Source organism: Gelidibacter salicanalis (assembly GCF_016469035.1).
Lineage (GTDB): Bacteria > Bacteroidota > Bacteroidia > Flavobacteriales > Flavobacteriaceae > Gelidibacter > Gelidibacter salicanalis_A.
On sequence record NZ_JAEHJZ010000042.1, the window covers coordinates 12795 to 31909 of the forward strand.

Consider the following 19115-nt stretch of genomic DNA (forward strand, 5'->3'; position numbering starts at 1 on the left):
TCCATTTTTTTATAGGTCCATCCCCCAGTTTTCCAGTTCGTTTTCGCTCCAAAGTTCAGGAAAAAATATGCGTCTTTGGTATTTGGGATGCATATATTTTTTCCAATCACTCCCTCCTGTGGCTTCACCGTCTCCACTACCGCTTTCAATATAATGCTTGGCGGCATTATAGTGCGCCATGACCCAGGTTACATTTACGGTATAATCATAATGCCTCATGGCTTTTACCAAATCGTCATCTTTTTGATCGGCTTCAGGAAGCTCTTTAAATTTGGTCCACAAGTTTTTGGTATTGTGGGCTTCCATAAATCTTAAAAACTCGTCTTTATAACGCTTTTCAAAATTGATCAACAATATGGATTTAGTACCAGTTTCATAATCTTTGCCCGCCGCTTGCCAATACAAGTGTTCAAACGCATGGGTGTAAGAAGTATTGCGATCAATGTTTTTTCTATAGCGATAATCGATGAGATTGATCAACTCTGTAGATGCAAATTCTATCAACCTGTACTGCGCACTCTGAAAGCCACTTGCAGGCGTTAAGGTGCTTCTAAATTTCATGTATTGTTCAACATCCATACCCTCTCTCATGATATTGAACGAAGTGGTCAACATATCAAAATACCTGCTGACACGCATTAATTTTGATTCGAAAAAGGTGATGGTTATGGCGTCGTTCTCAGATACTTGTGATATCTCCCAAAGTATCATCTTAAACAACAGTTCATTAATTTGATGATAGCCAATAAATACCATCTCATCAGGCAGGGTTGTTCTTTGAACCTGCAGGTTCAAGAGCGCATCAGTTTGTATATAATCCCAATACGTAATAGGCTTACTATGGAGTAAGCCTTCTAAATAGGTATGCGTATCTTGGTTTATAGCAGCATACTTTTGCTGCAGTTCTTTTAAAATTGGATCGAAATCTTCTGGATTGGACATTAGTTAAAATTGTACTTTAAATGAATGTTTTAAGCCTTTAAAAGCTTCTAAATCAGCCCGTAAAGAACCTACAGCCAAATCGGCCTGAATACGTAAGGGAATCTTGTTGTCATCTGCACTGACCCACAAGGTTAAGCTTTCCTTCTCCTTAAATACGCGACCCGCCATAACATAGGGTCTGAATTTTAGCGTTTTTATAGTTCCAAATGTCGTATTGAGATCTTCCCTTCCTAGAAATTTGAGTCGGAAATTATAATTTTCTTCATCAAAAAACATATTTAGGCTTACAACATCGCCTTCCTTGATAGCATTGGTATTATAATTATTTCTGAGATAATAAAACGCTGAGACCATGTCTTGCACGTTTTTCTCTATGGTAAATGTTTCTTTCTTTTTCTCCTTTTTGTTGTTAACGTGCGCCAAAGACGCTTTATGGTCAAACTCTATTTCAATATCCTTGGTGTGGCCACCTTCATCAATTTCTCTGATAAATTTATAGGGCATGCCCGTATGTTTATCAAAATAGGATTCATACCGGTCCTTTACCTTAAAAAACCATCGTATTGCTCCAGAAGTCCAACCTTTTCCTACCACGTGAAACACTTCCTTTCCGTTCAGTTTAGACTCCTTAACTTCTAAAGTGGCATTACCCGCTTTCAAGAATCCGCTATAGCTCATTTTAAATTTGAACCATTCGCCTTCTTGAAAAGCATATTTTTCTTGAGCTGAGGCGCTGAGGATGACGAAAAATAACGCTATGATCAGTGTGAGTTTTTTCATATTTCTGAATAATTGTAAATATAACTTCTTATACGACACTTTCGTATGTATCCTCAATAATTACAATTAGCGTTCCAAAAGTATTAAAACAAAAAAACTCCGTCAAATTAATGCGGAGTTTTTAAGCAACCCAAAAGTTAAATATTTGTTAGCGTTTTAGTTAGAGTGTGCCTCGCAAAGCTTGCTCTCTTTCTATAGATTCAAAAAGCGCTTTAAAATTACCGGCACCAAAACCTTTGGCGCCCATCCGCTGAATGATTTCAAAAAATAAGGTTGGCCGATCTTCTACAGGTTTAGTAAAGATTTGCAATAGGTAGCCTTCCTCATCCGCATCAATCATAATGCCCAAACTTTTCAGCTTTTCAATGTCTTCGCGTAATTCATGACTATAGGCTTCCAAACGTCCTGGGACGGCATTATAATAAGCTTCGGGTGGTGTCGATAAAAACTCAACGCCTCGAGATCTCAATTGAGACACAGTGTTAATAATATCATCGGTGGCTACGGCAATATGTTGCACGCCTGGACTTTCATAAAAATCGAGGTATTCTTCAATTTGCGAACGTTTTTTACCTTCCGCAGGTTCATTGATAGGGAATTTGATACGGCCATTACCATTGCTCATTACCTTACTCATCAACGCTGAGTATTCCGTATGGATTTGTTTATCGTCAAAAGACAGGAAATTCACAAAACCCATCACGTCCTCATACCATTTAACCCAGGTATTCATTTCGCCCCAGCCCACATTACCGACCATATGGTCAATAAATTTCAAACCAACTGGTTCCGGATTGTAATCCGATGTCCATTTTTTAAATCCAGGCATAAACGTGCCGTTATAATTTTTTCGCTCCACAAACATGTGCACGGTTTCGCCATAGGTATAGATTCCTGCTCTGACGACTTCGCCATGCTCATCAGTCTCCACCGTTGGTTCCATATATGATTTTGCACCCCGGGTGGTAGTTTCTTCATAAGCACTTCGTGCATCCTCCACCCAAAGCGCAATCACCTTAACCCCATCGCCATGTTTGACAATATGATCATTAATTGGCGACTTGCTATTTAAGGGTGTGGTCAATACCAATCGGATTTTATCCTGTTTCAACACATAACTCACCTCATCTCGAGATCCTGTTTCCAGACCTTTATAGGCGTAACTTTGAAATCCGAAAGCGGTTTTATAAAAATGTGCAGCTTGCTTGGCGTTCCCAACGTAAAACTCCACGTAATCGGTTCCCAAAAGTGGCAAAAAATCTGCTGCCCCTTCAAAAATTTTCTCTAGCCCGTATTCAACGGATTTTATGTCTTTACTCATTATTTGTGATTTTATTTTATGTTATGATTTAGATGATGCAGAATCAATCTATTTTCTCTCATCTGTTTTTTTTAGAAAAGAGAGAAGAGAATAGAGAGTAGAGACTTTGTATTCTCGAAATCCTCGCATCCTAGTCTTTCTTTTGAATTTACGTTTTGTTTTTAGAAAAAAGAAAAGAGAGTAGAGAACAGAGACTTTTGATTCTCTAATTTCTCATGTCCTAGTCTTGCTTTTTTTAATCATCTATTAACATGACTTATATTAGAATTTCGCTAAAAAAAGAATCACTCTCTTCTCTCTTCTCTCTTCTCTCATATCTCATATCTCTTATCCATTGAATAATTTCGTCTACAATGAAGATCAACCCTACTAAAGCTTATTCTGAAAGCTCATTGTCATTTTTTGAAATTCTGCAATTTTTTCTTGAATTTGATTTAATTTTTCTATGGTTAAATATTTTCTATTGCATGCAATAATCAATTGCGTTTCTAATTCGAACGAAGAGCCAAGAGCGATATCAATGAAATGGGAAAAAGATTTATCAGTTCTTGAAGAGCCTTCTGCTATATTACTTGGTATGGATATTGAACATCTACTAAGCTGAGATTTTAATCCAAATTTTTCGTCAGACGGAAACTCTCCAATCACATCAAATACATCATTTACAATATCTAACCCCAAGGACCAAATCTTTAAATTTTTATAATTATGTCTATGCTTAGTAGTCATTTTCTCCTATCTCTTATCTATACTTATTTTAAGATGAAAGAAAAGAGAATAGAGACTTTGTATTCTCGAAATCCTCGCATCCTAGTCTTTCTTTTGAATTTATGTTTTTTTTATGTTTTTTTTTAGAAAAAAGAAAAGAGAGCAGAGAACAGAGAACAGAGACTTTTTATGTTCTCAATTACACTTCATCCTTCTCGTCCTTTTTTAATCATCATTAACACGACTTATATTAGAATTTCGCTAAAAAAAGAATCACTCTCATCTCTCATATCTCTTCTCTCTTCTCTCTTCTCTCTTCTCTCTTCTCTCTTCTCTCTTCTCTCATATCTCTTATCCATTGAATAATTTCGTCTACAATGAAGATCAACCCTACTAAAGCTTATTCTGAAAGCTCATTGTCATTTTTTAAAATTCTGCAATTTTTTCTTGAATTTGATTTAATTTTTCTATGGTTAAATATTTTCTATTGCATGCAATAATCAATTGCGTTTCTAATTCGAACGAAGAGCCAAGAGCGATATCAATGAAATGGGAAAAAGATTTATCAGTTCTTGAAGAGCCTTCTGCTATATTACTTGGTATGGATATTGAACATCTACTAAGCTGAGATTTTAATCCAAATTTTTCGTCAGATGAAAACTCTCCAATCACATCAAATACATCATTTACAATATCTAACCCCAAGGACCAAATCCTTAAATTTTTATAATTATGTCGATGCTTAGTAGTCATTTTCTCCTATCTCTTTTCTATACTTATTTTAAGATGAAAGAAAAGAGAATAGAGAGTAGAGACTTTGTATTCTCGAAATCCTCGCATCCTAGTCTTTCTTTTGAATTTATGTTTTTTTTTTAGAAAAAAGAAAAGAGAGTAGAGAACAGAGACTTTTGATTCTCTAATTTCTCATGTCCTAGTCTTGCTTTTCGAATTTTCCTTTTGTTATGTTTTATTTCAAATTTAAAATGCAAGCAGTTATTCTCTTCTCTCTACTCCCTATCCAACATTCAATCCTACTTATAATTAAATAATCAAACTAAGACCACCTCGTCTTCTGCTTCTCTACTGAAGCAGAATCCACTCCTCCTTTACGAGGAGGAGAATTTAAGAAGGTAGTTAAATATTAATATAAAGCAACAACATAACGGTCAACGTCACCGTGCTTCACACTTCAACATTTCTCTTCTCTCTTCTCTCTTCTCTCTTCTCTCTATTCTATGTTCTATTTTCTCGATTCTTTGTACTTAATTCTTAATACTAACTACTCAATACCATCAAACCCACGACTTAAAATAATCCTCATCAGCAATTTTTAAAGCCTCTTCCGTTATTTTCAAGGGTTTAAACGTATCGACCATTACCGCCAATTCATCTGTTTTGGTTTTCCCGATACTGCGTTCTACGGCTCCCGGATGCGGTCCGTGGGGAATGCCTGCGGGATGCAAAGAAATATGCCCGGCATCCACATCATTACGGCTCATAAAATCGCCGTCCACATAATACAACACCTCATCACTATCAATATTACTGTGATTGTAAGGTGCTGGAATGCTCAACGGATGGTAATCATACAACCGCGGCACAAAACTACAGACCACGAACGCATCGGTTTCAAAGGTTTGATGGACTGGAGGCGGTTGGTGGATGCGTCCCGTAATTGGTTCAAAATCGTGGATTGAAAAGGCATACGGATAATTGTACCCATCATAACCCACCACATCAAAAGGATGTGAAGCATAGACCATTTCAAAAATATCATTCTGTTTCTTAACCTTGATAAGAAAGTCGCCAGTTTCATTATGAGTTTCCAATTCTTGGGGGCGCCTTAAATCGCGTTCACAATACGGCGAATGCTCCAATAGTTGTCCAAACCAATTTCTGTAACGTTTTGGGGTGTAGATTGGTCGGCGCGACTCCACGATAAACAAGCGGTTATCTTCTGTATCAAAATCCATTTTATAGATGATACCTCTTGGCACGAGCAGATAATCGCCATATCTAAAATCGAGATTCCCGAGATGTGTACGCAGCTTTCCGCTGCCTTTATGGACGAATATCAATTCATCAGCATCGGTATTTTTATAGAAATAATCTTCAGTAGATTGTTTTGGTGCTGCTAAAATGATGCTGCAATCAGAATTGGTGAGTACCGTTTTACGGCTTTCCAAATAATCGTTTTCTGGTTTTACTTCAAATCCGCGGAAGCGATACGATTGCATATGATTCGCTTTGGCAATTTTTGGCGCCACGTTATATTGCTTTCTAATTTCCTTAACCTGTGTTGGGCGCTGTTCATGATACGAATTGGTGTACATGCCATCAAAACCAACCGTTCCAAACAATTGTTCTGAATACAAGCTGCCATCCGGTTTTCGGAATTGCGTATGTCTTTTGGGAGGTATGTTCCCGAGTTTATGATAAAATGGCATTTTTTTGAGTTATGAGTTGTGAGTTGTGAGTTCAGAATGTGTGTACTTCCCTTCGCTTGTCAATATTCAAAGTTTAGTGTTCAAAATATAAAATTATTTCAACTTCGATTTCTCCCGATAGCGGGATTCAGCTCCCTCCCTCCACAAATGCTTCAAACAGGCATGCAAACTAAACAGTGATAAAAAGTTTAATTATAAAGATAGTGAAATTGAGAAGATTAATTGTACTGAACCTAAAGGTTTCCTGCCTCTGTAGGCAAGAAATAGTGCGCGCTTATTCTGGATTCCTTTTGATAAGGAATTGAAGATGTAGCAATAAACCGGTCCAGAACTGTGTGGTCATACTACAAATATAGAAAAAAAGATTTTGAGTCCCCGTATCTTTAATTTTGACAAATATTAATGAACTAACGCGTATTTTGCCAAGGAGATCGCTAAAACCAAAACCCCAAATTAAACAACCAAATACTTTTGCCAAGCTCTGGAGTATAAGTGTACTTTGCTTCAATTGGCCCTAAGAAGGTTTCCAATCCATATCCAATGGCATACCCTGAGTAGGGAGAGTTAAACCAATCTCCTGACTCAAAAATACCATAACCTATATTCGCAAAGTTAGCAGCCAACGTGATGTGATTCTTTTTGAAGATCTCATAATCCAGACTCAACGTGCTTTTAACAAAACTATCTCCAGTAAGCGCTACATAATCATACCCATAGAAAGAAATAAAATTATTGATAAAATTGTTGCCATAACCTCCTAATGCATAATCGAGCGACTGCGTATTGGCATCTCCAATTTTAAAGCCGCCCTGGGTAAAGATATTGGCGGACAGTTTATCAGTAATTCTGAAGGCATAGCCAATATCCGCTTTAGTCATAGAGAACTTATTAAAGTCTGCATTAAAATGTGAGGCATGGAGAAAAAGGTGAAAGTCACCACTAAAATAAACACCGTTTTTCGGGTAATATTTATTGTCATATCGGTCCAGCCTAAGGGTTCCAAAAACCGATAAATAATCTGTGTTTTCAAAAAACTTCTTTTTATCCTGGCCATTAGAAACCACTGTTTCTGATTTTATTTTTAAACGTTTATGCTCGCCACCCAAACTCAATGCAAAATCCTTTCTAAACAAGGTCTGAAAATAAATCTGGTTGGTTTGGTCTTCAAGTTCAATATCAATTTTATTTAGCCCTACCAAGGATTGCTCATAATCATTTAAAAACAACTTGGCATTGACATTTCTATTAAACTGGTTAAACCTTGAACGCACCCCAATACTCCAATAAAATCCTTTGTCAATATAATATTCGAAATTATAGCGGACTTGATCGCCCAAAATCAAATCCAGAGACACTACATCATCATCTAATAAGGCACGTTTTCTCGTAATATTTAATAACACCGCACTTTTATAGAGATCATCATAATGCACCCCGAATTTTAAGAAATTGGTAATGTTGGTTTCTTCAACCGTAGCCGTTAAATTAAAAACGTTTGGCGTCTTGGTTTTTTGAAATTCAAAATAAAAGGTGGTAAAATTATTGGTGGCGACCAAATTATTTACCCCTTCATTAAAATCAGAATAACTTACTTTAGTGTCTTGCAAAAGCTTCAATTTTCCTAAAATATAGGCACGTGTATACCTGTTGTTCCCATGGATTTTTACTTGATTAATAGTAATGCTATCTTTAGAGATCAGATCTAACTCAACCTCTCTTGAGGTTTTATATTTTGGAAGCTTTTTTAAATCATCCACCTTCAATCTAGCCGCCTTGACACCATTTTCAATAATCCTTTTTCCTTCACTAAAGGATACTACTGTATAGTCTGTAATATCTGGTTTTATGTAGATATCTGTTTTTTCGGCTTTCTCAACCATATCACTAATAGTGCGATAGTTGTTAATTTGCAGCAAAATAGAAGGTGCGGAAATCAAGTCTTCCCGGCTGGCCAATCCATCTTGCACATCCACACCAATAATAATATCCATCCCTTTAGCTTTCAACTCTTCAATAGGATAATTATTGATCACACCGCCATCAATAAGCACTTGATCATTAATAATGACCGGTTGAAACAAAGAAGGAAAGGCGCCACTAGCGGTAACGGTTTGGGCTAGGTTACCGTGATTTAAAATGATGGCTTTGCCAGTTTCGATATCAGTTGCCACACAAAAAAATGGAATGGGCAACTTTTCAAAATCAGTAATGTCTGTAACGTGCAAAGTTAGTTTTGACAATAGGTTAAAGATGTTCTGACCTCGAGACAATGCCGAAGGCAACTTTAACTTAAAATTGGTAAACGGCAAGGTTACGGCGTACTTTTCAGAATTATCCCGCTCATAAAATGTTTTAGCTGATCTTGGTAAGTTATCACTAATAACATCATCAAAATTGAGCGATCTAAAAATAGAATCCAATTGCTTACCTGAATATCCTGAAGCATATAATGAACCTACAATGGCGCCCATACTCGTACCCGCTATATAGTCCACCTTAATGTTTAAGCTGTCAATGACCTTCAAAACACCAATATGGGCAAACCCTTTAGCGCCACCGCCACTCAACACCAACCCCACTTTTGGCTCTTTTTGATACTTTTGCAAAATGTTGTCCTGTGCTTGCGTCAATATACCAATGCATAATAAAAGAAACGTGATGTGAAATTTAGTTTTCAAAGTGTGTATTTTCAACTTGCAAGCCTTCATGACTTACAAAACGCAATTTTTATGCGCTTTTATTTTTTGTAATACTCAAGAATCTTTTTTGCTCTTGAGGCGCCTATTACGGGTGTTAACTCGTCAAAGGTAGCGTTACTGATCCGTTTAACCGTTTTAAAATGCGTCATTAAATCCACAATAGATTGTTCGCCAATACCTGAAATCAATTCCAGCTCAGTGGTCAACGCTCCTTTACTGCGGCGGTTGCGATGATGTTCAATCCCAAATCGATGGGCCTCATTACGCAGCTGCTGGATAACTTTTAAGGTTTCGCTTTTTTTGTCTAAATACAGTGGAATCGGGTCATCTGGATAGAATAATTCCTCCAAACGTTTTGCTATGCCTATAATGGCAATCTTTCCTCTTAAGTTTAATAGGTCCAAACTTTTTAAGGCTGAAGATAACTGGCCTTTTCCGCCATCAATAATAATGAGTTGCGGCAATGGCTGCTCTTCTTCCAACAAACGTTTGTAGCGCCTGTACACTACTTCTTCCATAGAAGCAAAATCGTCTGCACCCACAACGGTTTTAATATTGAAATGACGGTAGTCTTTTTTGCTTGGTTTACCATCCTTAAAAACCACACAAGCTGCAACAGGATTGGTGCCTTGGATATTGGAGTTGTCAAAACACTCAATATGCCGTGGTTCTTCACTGAGGCGTAAATCAATCTTCATTTGCGCCATGATCCTATTGGCATGACGGTCTGGATCAATGATTTTGACTTGTTTAAAACGCTCCATCCGGTAATATTTTGCGTTGCGTTCTGACAGATCGAGAAGACGTTTTTTATCGCCCAATTTAGGAGTGCTGACTTTGACATCTTCACCCAAATCAACTTTAAAAGGAACATACACTTCCTTACTGGTAGAATGGAAACGCTGTCTTATTTCTGTAATGGCAAGTTGCAAAAGCACCTCGTCAGTCTCATCCAACTTCTTTTTAATTTCTAAAGTATGGGATCGAATGATGGAACCGTAAGACAGTTGCAAAAAATTGACATATCCATACTCTTCATCAGAAACAATTGAAAACACATCAACATTGCTGATTTTTGGATTGACCACGGTAGATTTGGCCTGATAATTTTCGAGAATATCAATTTTTTCTTTAATGCGTTGGGCATCTTCAAACTCCATAGCATCAGCATGCTCCCTCATTTGATTTTTAAATTGCGATAAGGAATCTTTAAAATTCCCTTTTAAAATCTCTCTAATGGCTGCAATGTTCTGATGGTAATCTTCTGCTGACTGGTAACCTTCACACGGGCCTTTACAATTGCCCAAATGGTATTCTAGACACACTTTAAACTTTCCTGCATCTATCTTATCCTGCGCCAAATCATAATTGCAGGTGCGCAACAAATACAATCCCTTGATTAAATCTAACAGTGTTTTTACCGTTTTCATACTGGTATAAGGCCCGAAGTATTCAGACCCATCCTTAAAAACGCGTCGTGTGGAAAACACCCTTGGGAAACGTTCTTTTTTGATACAAATCCACGGATACGATTTATCATCTTTAAGTAGAACGTTATAACGGGGTTGGTAGGTTTTAATTAAATTATTTTCAAGGAGCAGCGCATCTGTCTCCGTTTCTACCACAATGTGTTTGATGGTCACAATTTTTTTTACCAGCACTCTTGTCTTACCATAATCATGGTTTTTGGTAAAATAAGAGCTGACCCGCTTCTTCAAATCCTTTGCCTTACCTACATACAAAATCTTATCATTGGCATCAAAATACTGATACACTCCAGGTTGATGCGGCAATGTTTGCAATTGGATTTCTAAAGTAGGCTTACTCATAGTTCAAAGATACTATATATATAAAAATATTTCATTGATTAATCAGGCTTCATGAGATGGTAATTTCAATAAAATTTGAACGATTTAAGTCAACGTTTGTTTTTTTATTACCTTGCAAGCCTAATATAATTTCCCAAGATGCCCAAAAAGATTATAGGCAGAATAGATAAGGCAGACTTCCCAACCCTTGATTTGTTTGATATTGACATTAAAATAGACACTGGCGCGTACACTTCATCCATCCATTGCCACAAGGTTTTAGTAGATGCTGAGACTGACGAATTAATCTGTTTGTTTTATGATGAAGGCCATCCGCATTACAATGGAAAAGAAATTAAATTTAAGGAATACACCTTTGCTAAAGTAAAAAGTAGTAATGGCGTGGTCCAAAAACGATACAAAGTAAAAACTCCCATAGTCTTATTCGACAAAAAATACAGTATTTCATTGACCTTAAGTACACGAGAAGATATGAAATACCCCATTTTAATAGGTCGAAAATTTCTGACAAAAAAATTTATCGTTGATGTCACTCAAAAAGATGTATCTTTTAACAGCAAAAAAAAATAGGTACTTTTACACCCCATTTTATAAAATTATTTTAATCCTTATAAACTAAAAATTAAAGCCATCAAGCTCAATGAATATCATCGTACTATCCAGAAACCCTCATTTATATTCTACACAACGCCTAGTAGAGGCCGCAAAACAACGCAAACACACTTGCGAAGTTATAGATCCTTTAAAATGTGACATTATAATTGAAAAAAAGAATCCTGCCATTTTATATAAAGGGCGAGTTTTAGAAAATGTGGATGCCATCATTCCTCGTATTGGTTCTTCCGTAACATTTTATGGTACTGCCGTGGTACGTCAATTTGAAATGATGAAAGTCTTTTCAGTGGTTGAATCTCAGGCTTTAGTACGATCACGTGACAAATTAAGGAGTCTTCAGGTGCTATCTCGAGCAGGTTTAGGGATGCCAAAAACAGTGTTTTCAAACTACACTAAAGATGCGTCTGAGGTGATCGCTTCTGTGGGCGGTGCGCCATTGGTAATTAAACTTTTAGAAGGAACCCAAGGTTTGGGAGTTGTATTGGCAGAAACCAATAATGCCGCAGAATCTGTTATTGAAGCGTTTCATGGGTTACAGGCCCGTGTTATCATTCAAGAGTTTATTAAAGAAGCAAAAGGCGCAGATATCAGGGCCTTCATTGTAGATGGTAATATTGTAGGCGCCATGAAACGCCAAGGTAAAGAAGGTGAATTTAGATCGAACCTTCACAGAGGCGGCAGCGCAGAAATCATACAACTTACGGATGAAGAGGAAAATGCTGCACTAAAAGCTGCAAAAGCACTCGGATTGGGTGTTTGTGGGGTGGATATGTTGCAATCATCTCGTGGGCCGTTAATCTTAGAAGTGAATTCTTCACCAGGACTAGAAGGTATTGAAGCAGCTACCAAAAAAGATATCGCAAAAAGTATTATAAGATATATTGAACGTAACGTTTAAACCCAATTATGCCGGAAGACAGTAACCATACGATTACAATTTTAGGAGAAGAAATTGCATTAGGCGAATCAAGAGAAATCAACTTCAACATCGCCAAACTCCATACCTCTACAAAAATTGAAATCCCAATTATTATTGAGCGTTCCAAAATCCCTGGCCCTACCATTTTATTTTCGGCAGGCATCCATGGCGATGAGATTAATGGAGTGGATATTGTAAGGCAATTGATTGCACGACGTATCAATCGTCCAAAACGCGGCACAATTATTTGCATGCCCATCCTGAATATTTTTGGATTTTTAAACAGTAACCGTGCATTTCCTGACGGACGTGATCTTAACCGACAGTTTCCTGGCAGCTCCAATGGTTCTTTAGCCAGTAGGGTAGCGCATAGGTTAATGCATGAGATCATTCCGGATGTGGATTTGGTTGTGGATTTCCATACCGGTGGGGCAAGCAGATTTAACGCTGCTCAAATACGTATTGTCAGAAACCATCCTGAGTTGGATACATTGGCACGTGTTTTTGGAGCTCCATTTGTTTTGTATTCCAATCATATTGCAAAATCGTTTAGAAATGCCTGTTTTCAATTGGGGAAACCTATTTTGTTGTATGAAGGTGGAAAATCGTTTTATGTAGATAATAACATCTCAAAAGTTGGTGTGGAAGGCGTGAAACGTATTTTGGCACATTATGATATGCTACACCATCGTATTAAAGCGTCACCACCTAAAATGCCTACTGTTTTTATAGAAGAGAGTAAATGGATTAGGGCGAAACAATCTGGTATGTTCAAATCGGCAGTGGCCGTCAATACCAAAGTAGAAATAGACGATGTTTTGGGCCAAATTACGGATCCCTATGGAAAAATTTACCACGAGGTAAAAGCGAGTATTGAAGGTTATGTAATTAATGTGAATGAAGCCTCATTGGTCTATCAGGGCGATGCGCTTTTTCATGTTACGAAGCTGGTAACCACATAAAAAGAAAGAAGGACATCTTAGTTTTATAAAACCAAAAACCTCTATTACTTGTTATTTTGATTTTATTCTAGAGACTCTTGTGTAGCCTTTAAAAACGGGATCCCGGATTTAAGATTTTAACCTACATGTGTTTCTATAGCTATCTCTAACAGTTTATCAAGTTCATCAATAGTTAAAAATTCAGGAGATTCTGAGTCCAATTCGTGCAGCAGTTCTTTAAGATCGATCTTCCTATGATGGTCTTCATCTATAACAATTTACAAATTTTTAGGATCACATTTTTCGAATATTGCTAAAACTTACTATAAAACTTCTTGCTAATTTTAAGCTTACTTGTTTCATCACACCGGGTATTTATCAAATTCACAAAAGAGTATCATGTTTTTCATTGCCTAAAAAATAGTAAGTTTACATTATGGATAAAGTAGCCTTAAGACGACTCTACAAGCAAAAACGACAGGAGCTATCATTAGAAGCTATTGAAAACGGGAGTTTAGATATTTCTAACCAATTGCTAAAACTACCTATTTGGGAGAAATCCTTCTACCATATTTTTCTAAGCATTGCAGAACATAAAGAAATCAACACAGACTATATCTTGAATATTTTATCTGGAAAAGATAAAAATATCATTATTTCTAAAACCGATTTTGAGAGCGTTAAACTGACACATTATCTGTTAATGGATAATACTATGATCAAGAAAAATAAATGGGGTATCCCAGAGCCTGTAGATGGTATTGAAATTAGTGTCGATAAGATAGAGGTGGTTTTTGTACCGTTGTTAGCATTTGACCAACAAGGCCATCGGGTTGGTTACGGTAAAGGGTTCTATGACTCTTTTTTATCAGCATGCAAACCAGAAACCCTTAAGATTGGTCTTTCCCTTTTTGAGGTTGAAGAAACGATTAACGGCGTACATGAAAGCGATGTAGCGCTCGATTATTGCGTAACTCCCCATCAGACGTATTCTTTTTCTATATAAACAGACGCTTTGTGATCTTCCTCTTCTTCCTGATGGAATGCTTTCCTATTAAAAACAATCAACATCCCAATGCCTGAACTGATGGCCATATCAGCCACATTAAAAACCGGTTCAAAAAAGGTAAAATAATCGCCACCAACAAAGGGGATCCAATTAGGCAAAACACCTTCCCAGAGTGGAAAATGCAGCATGTCTACAACCTTGCCGTGAAACAAGGTATCATAACCCGTTTCTGGTAAAAAAGTAGCTACTTGACTGTAGCTATCGTCAAATATAATACCGTAAAATACAGAGTCAATGATATTGCCCAATGCCCCAGCAAAAATCAGGGCAATAGCTACAATTAGAATATTTGGACCTTTTTTACGTACAGACGTTACCAACCAATACCCAATACCAATAACGGCAACAATACGGAAAATAGTTAAGCTCAATTTAGCGGTCCTGTCTGAGATGCCTGTAATAAAGTCGCTTAGTTTAGTACCCCAAGCCATTCCATCATTTTCTACAAATAAGATCTGAAACCATTCAAACACCTCTATTCTATGGTGCAATGCAAATTGGGTTTTAATATAAAATTTACTGATTTGGTCAATCAATAGGATGACAACAATTAGTAAGGTGGCTTTTTTGAGAGACATAGCATTTCCCACCACAGTGGGAATCTTTTTTAATGATGATTATAATTGAGATTCTTCTTAATTCTAATTGCGATATCTAATTCTAAATAAAATGTAAAAATAGGGTTATTATTGAAAACCTAGCTTCTATTCCAACAGAGGACAAACAAAAAAACACCTCAAAATTTGAAGTGTTTTTTAGATGTAATAGCAATCTAAACTTCTTTTCACGAAATCCTTTTTTTCAAAAGGATATTATTGCTGCATGTTTTTAGCTTCAATGCTCAAAGTAGCGTGAGGCACGAGTTTTAAACGCTCTTTACCGATCAATTTACCGGTTACCCTACACACACCAAAGGTTTTGTTCTCTATGCGTATCAAGGCGTTCTTAAGATCGCGAATAAATTTCTCCTGACGGATTGCCAATTGAGAGTTTGCTTCCTTACTCATGGTTTCACTACCTTCTTCAAATGCTTTGAACGTTGGTGAGGTATCATCTGTACCATTGTTCAGGTCATTCATATAAGCACTCTTGATCAGGTCTAAATCATGAATTGCCTTTTTGATTTTCTCTTGTATTAATACTTTAAATTCTGCTAAATCTTTATCAGAATATCTAATGTTCGTATCGTTAGTCATAATTTTAAAATTTTTGAATAAACAACTTAGTGTTTACATCATCAAAAGCAACTTCTATACCATTATTCAAATGTTCCACAATTTCCAACTCTTCGGTTAAGGTTTCAGCTTTTATGTACTCTAAATTCCTGTCTATTGCGTTAATAATCTGTTCATCCTTTTGAAACTGCACTACAATCCTATCAGTAAGCTCATAACCCGAATCCTTTCTTAAATTTTGAATGCGGTTTACCAATTCTCTTGCAATACCTTCTTTTTTTAATTCATCTGTAAGAGTTACGTCTAAAGCCACCGTTAATGGTCCTGAGCTCGCTACGAGCCAACCTTCAATATCCTGTGAGGTAATTTCTACATCTGAGAGCTCTAAATTAATACTTTTTCCATTAATCTCTATCTCTAAAGAGCCCTTTTGTTCAAAAGTATCAATATCTTTAGCGATAAAGCTATTAATACTTTGCGCTACCGCTTTCATGTCCTTTCCAAAACGCGGGCCGAGTACTTTAAAGTTAGGTTTGATCTGTTTCACCAAGATATCGGACGCGTCTTCTAACACTTCAATTTGCTTAACATTTACCTCTGATTTGATCAAATCAGCAACCGCCAAAATTTCATTTTTTTGAGCTTCGCTAGAAATCGGAATCATGATTTTTTGAAGCGGCTGACGCACCTTTATTTTCTCTTTTGCCCGTAACGAAAGCACCAGAGATGAAATGGTCTGTGCAGCTTCCATTTTGCGCTCCAATTCCTTATCTACAAACCGTTCTTCATATACAGGGAAATCAGATAAATGGACACTTTCAAACGATTCCTTTTTGGTCACTGCATTCAAATCCATATACAATCGATCCATATAGAATGGTGCAATTGGCGCGCCCAATTTTGCAATGGTTACCAGACAGGTGTACAAGGTTTGGTAAGCTGAAATTTTATCTTGCTGATAGTCGCCTTTCCAAAAACGTCTTCTGCTTAAACGCACATACCAGTTACTTAAATAATCTTGAGTAAAGTCTGATATCACCCGGGCCGCTTTTGTTGGCTCGTAATCGGCGTAATAGGCATCTACCTTTTGAATCAAGGTATGCAATTCAGACAAAATCCAACGGTCGATTTCTGGACGGTTCTCCAAAGACATCTCTGCTTCAGAATAGTTGAATTTATCTAAATTTGTATACAAGGTAAAGAACGAATAGGTGTTATAAAGTGTGCCGAAAAACTTACGTTTCACTTCTTCAATCCCTTCAAGATCAAATTTCAGGTTGTCCCACGGATTGGCATTAGCAATCATGTACCATCGTGTGGCGTCCGCCCCGTAGGTATCCAATGTTGTAAAAGGGTCTACAGCATTGCCTAAACGTTTGGACATTTTTTGTCCGTTTTTGTCTAATACCAATCCATTAGACACCACGTTTTTATAAGCTACGGAGTCGAAAACCATCGTTGCGATGGCGTGCAAAGTATAAAACCAACCCCGTGTTTGATCAACGCCTTCCGCAATAAAATCGGCCGGATAGGCTTTATGATCATCTATCAACTCTTTATTCTCAAACGGATAGTGCCATTGTGCATAAGGCATAGATCCTGAATCGAACCACACATCAATCAAATCGGCTTCACGCTGCATTGGTTTACCTGATGGCGACACCAACACAATCCCATCAACAATATTTTTATGTAAATCTATTTTTGCGTAGTTTTCTTCTGAATTGTTACCGATTTCAAAATCGGCAAAAATATCAGCTGACATGTGTCCTTGTTCTACAGACTTCTGCATTTCAGCTTTCAATTCAGTGACAGATCCAATAAAGATTTCCTCCTTGCCATCTTCCGTTCTCCAAATTGGCAAAGGAATTCCCCAATAACGGGAACGCGACAAGTTCCAATCGTTAGCATTGGCCAACCAGTTGCCGAAACGTCCGGTTCCTGTAGATTTTGGTTTCCAATTGATGGTATCATTTAGTGCCACCATTTTATCTTTAACATCCGTGACTTTAATGAACCAAGAATCTAATGGATAATATAAAATTGGCTTGTCAGTACGCCAGCAATTTGGGTAACTGTGTTTATATTTTTCAACTTTAAAAGCCTTATTTTCGTTCTTTAATTTAAGTGCCAAACGTTCATCGACACTTAAATATTCCTTCAGATTTGAAATGACAGATTTCAAACTCTCCTTCTGCTTTTCGTATTCTGAAACTAATTCTGAGTCGTTTAGATATTCAGATTTTACATATTCACCAGCAAAGCCGTACAACTCATCTTTAATCTCTTTTCTAAACCGCCCTTGCAAGTCTACAAGTGGCACTAAATTACCGTTATCATCCTTTACTAAAAGTGGCGGCACTTCAGGGCTAGCTTGTTTAGCAACCAAGGCATCATCCGCTCCAAAAGTTGGGGCAGTATGCACAATTCCGGTACCATCCTCGGTAGTGACGAAATCACCAGAAATTACCCTAAAGGCATTTTCCGGATGGTCATTTGGCAAGGCGTATGGCAACAATTGCTCATAGGTAATGCCTACCAAATCTTTACCTTTAAATTCTTTGACAACAAAATACGGAATTTTTCCTGCCTTGCCGGAAGGTACGTTATCACCGGAAGTGTATTCTAATAATTCAGCTTTTGTGTCTACTCTTTTAAATTTCCCATCAAATTGATTGTTCACCAACGGTTTCGCAAGAACAACATTGAGCGGTTCAAACGTGTATTGGTTGTAAGTCTCCACCAACACGTAATCAATTTTAGAGCCTACCGTCAACGCTGTATTACTGGGAAGGGTCCAAGGCGTAGTGGTCCAAGCTAAGAAATATATATCGCCTTCATTCTGTAAAAAGTCGGGAAGTGAAGCCTCATTTGCCTTAAACTGTGCTACAACTGTAGTATCCGTAACATCTTGATAGGTTCCGGGTTGGTTAAGCTCATGAGAACTTAATCCAGTACCTGCTTTTGGAGAATACGGTTGGATGGTATACCCTTTATAAATGAGTTGTTTGTCATAAATTTGCTTCAACAACCACCAAACACTTTCCATATATTTAGGCTCATATGTGATGTATGGATTGTCCATATCTACCCAATAGCCCATCTTTTCAGTAAGGTCATTCCACACATCCGTATAACGCATAACTGCTTTGCGGCAAGCAGCGTTATAATCTTCCACAGAAATGGTTTTACCAATATCTTCTTTGGTAATGCCAAGTTCTTTCTCAACACCAAGCTCTATAGGCAAACCATGAGTATCCCAGCCTGCTTTACGTTTAACTTGGAAACCTTTCATGGTTTTATATCGAGGGAAAATATCTTTTATAGCACGCGCCAAAACGTGGTGTACTCCAGGCAACCCATTTGCAGAAGGAGGCCCTTCAAAAAAAACGAATGGCGTACTACCTTCTCTTGTGGTGATACTTTTATCGAAAATGCTTTTTTCTTTCCAATAATTACCGATGTCCTCAGCAACTTTTGGCAAGTCAAGTCCTTTATATTCAGTGAATCTACTGCTCATTATCTCATTAATTCTTATCGAAGTGCGAAATTAACGATTTTTGATAAATTAGCGGGGCTAAATTGGTTAAAAAGAAGTCAAGGGAATTTGAATAGAATAAGCTAATGCCGTGAGATTATATTTGTTAGTTTCTGGTTTTAACGAATAACA

The 19115-nt window shown here is 37.2% G+C and carries 15 protein-coding genes; 4 read left to right on the forward strand and 11 right to left on the reverse strand.

Translation table 11 applies throughout. The annotated features are described in order from the left end of the window. Window positions 1-9: 9 nt before the first annotated feature. From JEM65_RS16650 to uvrC, 8 genes are all read right to left on the reverse strand, one after another. On the reverse strand, window positions 10-942 hold the full coding sequence (locus JEM65_RS16650; RefSeq protein ID WP_199602048.1) for a tryptophan 2,3-dioxygenase family protein: 933 nt from the start codon (window positions 940-942) through the stop codon (window positions 10-12). 3 nt (window positions 943-945) lie between these two features. Beyond that, on the reverse strand, window positions 946-1722 hold the full coding sequence (locus tag JEM65_RS16655; protein WP_199602050.1) for a DUF3108 domain-containing protein: 777 nt from the start codon (window positions 1720-1722) through the stop codon (window positions 946-948). A gap of 160 nt (window positions 1723-1882) precedes the next feature. Next, complete coding sequence (hppD, locus tag JEM65_RS16660; protein ID WP_199602052.1) at window positions 1883-3043, reverse strand: 4-hydroxyphenylpyruvate dioxygenase; 1161 nt, start codon at window positions 3041-3043, stop codon at window positions 1883-1885. Between the two features lie 369 nt (window positions 3044-3412). Next, the gene (locus tag JEM65_RS16665; protein ID WP_199602054.1) at window positions 3413-3772 is read right to left on the reverse strand and encodes a four helix bundle protein; all 360 of its coding nucleotides are present in this window, start codon (window positions 3770-3772) and stop codon (window positions 3413-3415) included. Window positions 3773-4177: 405 nt separating this feature from the next. Then, on the reverse strand, window positions 4178-4504 hold the full coding sequence (locus tag JEM65_RS16670; RefSeq protein ID WP_199602056.1) for a four helix bundle protein: 327 nt from the start codon (window positions 4502-4504) through the stop codon (window positions 4178-4180). Window positions 4505-5043: 539 nt separating this feature from the next. Further along, complete coding sequence (locus tag JEM65_RS16675) at window positions 5044-6198, reverse strand: homogentisate 1,2-dioxygenase (RefSeq protein ID WP_199602058.1); 1155 nt, start codon at window positions 6196-6198, stop codon at window positions 5044-5046. A gap of 434 nt (window positions 6199-6632) precedes the next feature. After that, entirely contained in the window at window positions 6633-8876 is a 2244-nt protein-coding gene (locus JEM65_RS16680) for a patatin-like phospholipase family protein (protein ID WP_233530706.1), read from the reverse strand. Between the two features lie 59 nt (window positions 8877-8935). Beyond that, complete coding sequence (gene uvrC, locus JEM65_RS16685) at window positions 8936-10726, reverse strand: excinuclease ABC subunit UvrC (protein WP_199602067.1); 1791 nt, start codon at window positions 10724-10726, stop codon at window positions 8936-8938. Window positions 10727-10864: 138 nt separating this feature from the next. On the opposite strand from uvrC, the gene JEM65_RS16690 reads away from it, so the two are divergent. The 4 genes from JEM65_RS16690 to JEM65_RS16705 all read left to right on the forward strand — a co-directional run bounded on the left by JEM65_RS16690 (window position 10865) and on the right by JEM65_RS16705 (window position 14207). Further along, window positions 10865-11296, forward strand: a complete 432-nt coding sequence (locus tag JEM65_RS16690) for an ATP-dependent zinc protease family protein (RefSeq protein WP_199602069.1) — start codon at window positions 10865-10867, stop codon at window positions 11294-11296. 70 nt (window positions 11297-11366) lie between these two features. Then, window positions 11367-12239 (forward strand): 30S ribosomal protein S6--L-glutamate ligase, encoded by an 873-nt coding sequence (gene rimK, locus JEM65_RS16695; protein WP_199602071.1) that lies wholly within the window; start codon window positions 11367-11369, stop codon window positions 12237-12239. An 8-nt stretch (window positions 12240-12247) separates the two neighbouring features. Next, entirely contained in the window at window positions 12248-13222 is a 975-nt protein-coding gene (locus tag JEM65_RS16700; protein ID WP_199602073.1) for a succinylglutamate desuccinylase/aspartoacylase family protein, read from the forward strand. Between the two features lie 415 nt (window positions 13223-13637). Next, entirely contained in the window at window positions 13638-14207 is a 570-nt protein-coding gene (locus JEM65_RS16705; RefSeq protein ID WP_199602075.1) for a 5-formyltetrahydrofolate cyclo-ligase, read from the forward strand. On the opposite strand, the gene JEM65_RS16710 is transcribed toward JEM65_RS16705, so the two are convergent. The 3 genes from JEM65_RS16710 to ileS form a co-directional block, all read right to left on the reverse strand. Continuing rightward, entirely contained in the window at window positions 14183-14848 is a 666-nt protein-coding gene (locus JEM65_RS16710; RefSeq protein WP_199602077.1) for a lipoprotein signal peptidase, read from the reverse strand. The genes JEM65_RS16705 and JEM65_RS16710 overlap by 25 nt on opposite strands. A gap of 234 nt (window positions 14849-15082) precedes the next feature. Further along, on the reverse strand, window positions 15083-15466 hold the full coding sequence (locus JEM65_RS16715) for a TraR/DksA family transcriptional regulator (RefSeq protein ID WP_199602079.1): 384 nt from the start codon (window positions 15464-15466) through the stop codon (window positions 15083-15085). Between the two features lie 4 nt (window positions 15467-15470). Next, on the reverse strand, window positions 15471-18965 hold the full coding sequence (gene ileS, locus JEM65_RS16720) for an isoleucine--tRNA ligase (protein WP_199602085.1): 3495 nt from the start codon (window positions 18963-18965) through the stop codon (window positions 15471-15473). Window positions 18966-19115: the final 150 nt, after the last annotated feature.

What these genes read in the sequence shown, in the direction of transcription:
- JEM65_RS16650 (WP_199602048.1), bottom strand. Translation starts at nt 942, where the DNA reads ATGTCCAATCCAGAAGATTTCGATCCAATTTTAAAAGAACTGCAGCAA.
- JEM65_RS16655 (WP_199602050.1), bottom strand. Translation starts at nt 1,722, where the DNA reads ATGAAAAAACTCACACTGATCATAGCGTTATTTTTCGTCATCCTCAGC.
- hppD (WP_199602052.1), bottom strand. Translation starts at nt 3,043, where the DNA reads ATGAGTAAAGACATAAAATCCGTTGAATACGGGCTAGAGAAAATTTTT.
- JEM65_RS16665 (WP_199602054.1), bottom strand. Translation starts at nt 3,772, where the DNA reads ATGACTACTAAGCATAGACATAATTATAAAAATTTAAAGATTTGGTCC.
- JEM65_RS16670 (WP_199602056.1), bottom strand. Translation starts at nt 4,504, where the DNA reads ATGACTACTAAGCATCGACATAATTATAAAAATTTAAGGATTTGGTCC.
- JEM65_RS16675 (WP_199602058.1), bottom strand. Translation starts at nt 6,198, where the DNA reads ATGCCATTTTATCATAAACTCGGGAACATACCTCCCAAAAGACATACG.
- uvrC (WP_199602067.1), bottom strand. Translation starts at nt 10,726, where the DNA reads ATGAGTAAGCCTACTTTAGAAATCCAATTGCAAACATTGCCGCATCAA.
- JEM65_RS16690 (WP_199602069.1), top strand. Translation starts at nt 10,865, where the DNA reads ATGCCCAAAAAGATTATAGGCAGAATAGATAAGGCAGACTTCCCAACC.
- rimK (WP_199602071.1), top strand. Translation starts at nt 11,367, where the DNA reads ATGAATATCATCGTACTATCCAGAAACCCTCATTTATATTCTACACAA.
- JEM65_RS16700 (WP_199602073.1), top strand. Translation starts at nt 12,248, where the DNA reads ATGCCGGAAGACAGTAACCATACGATTACAATTTTAGGAGAAGAAATT.
- JEM65_RS16705 (WP_199602075.1), top strand. Translation starts at nt 13,638, where the DNA reads ATGGATAAAGTAGCCTTAAGACGACTCTACAAGCAAAAACGACAGGAG.
- JEM65_RS16710 (WP_199602077.1), bottom strand. Translation starts at nt 14,848, where the DNA reads ATGTCTCTCAAAAAAGCCACCTTACTAATTGTTGTCATCCTATTGATT.
- JEM65_RS16715 (WP_199602079.1), bottom strand. Translation starts at nt 15,466, where the DNA reads ATGACTAACGATACGAACATTAGATATTCTGATAAAGATTTAGCAGAA.
- ileS (WP_199602085.1), bottom strand. Translation starts at nt 18,965, where the DNA reads ATGAGCAGTAGATTCACTGAATATAAAGGACTTGACTTGCCAAAAGTT.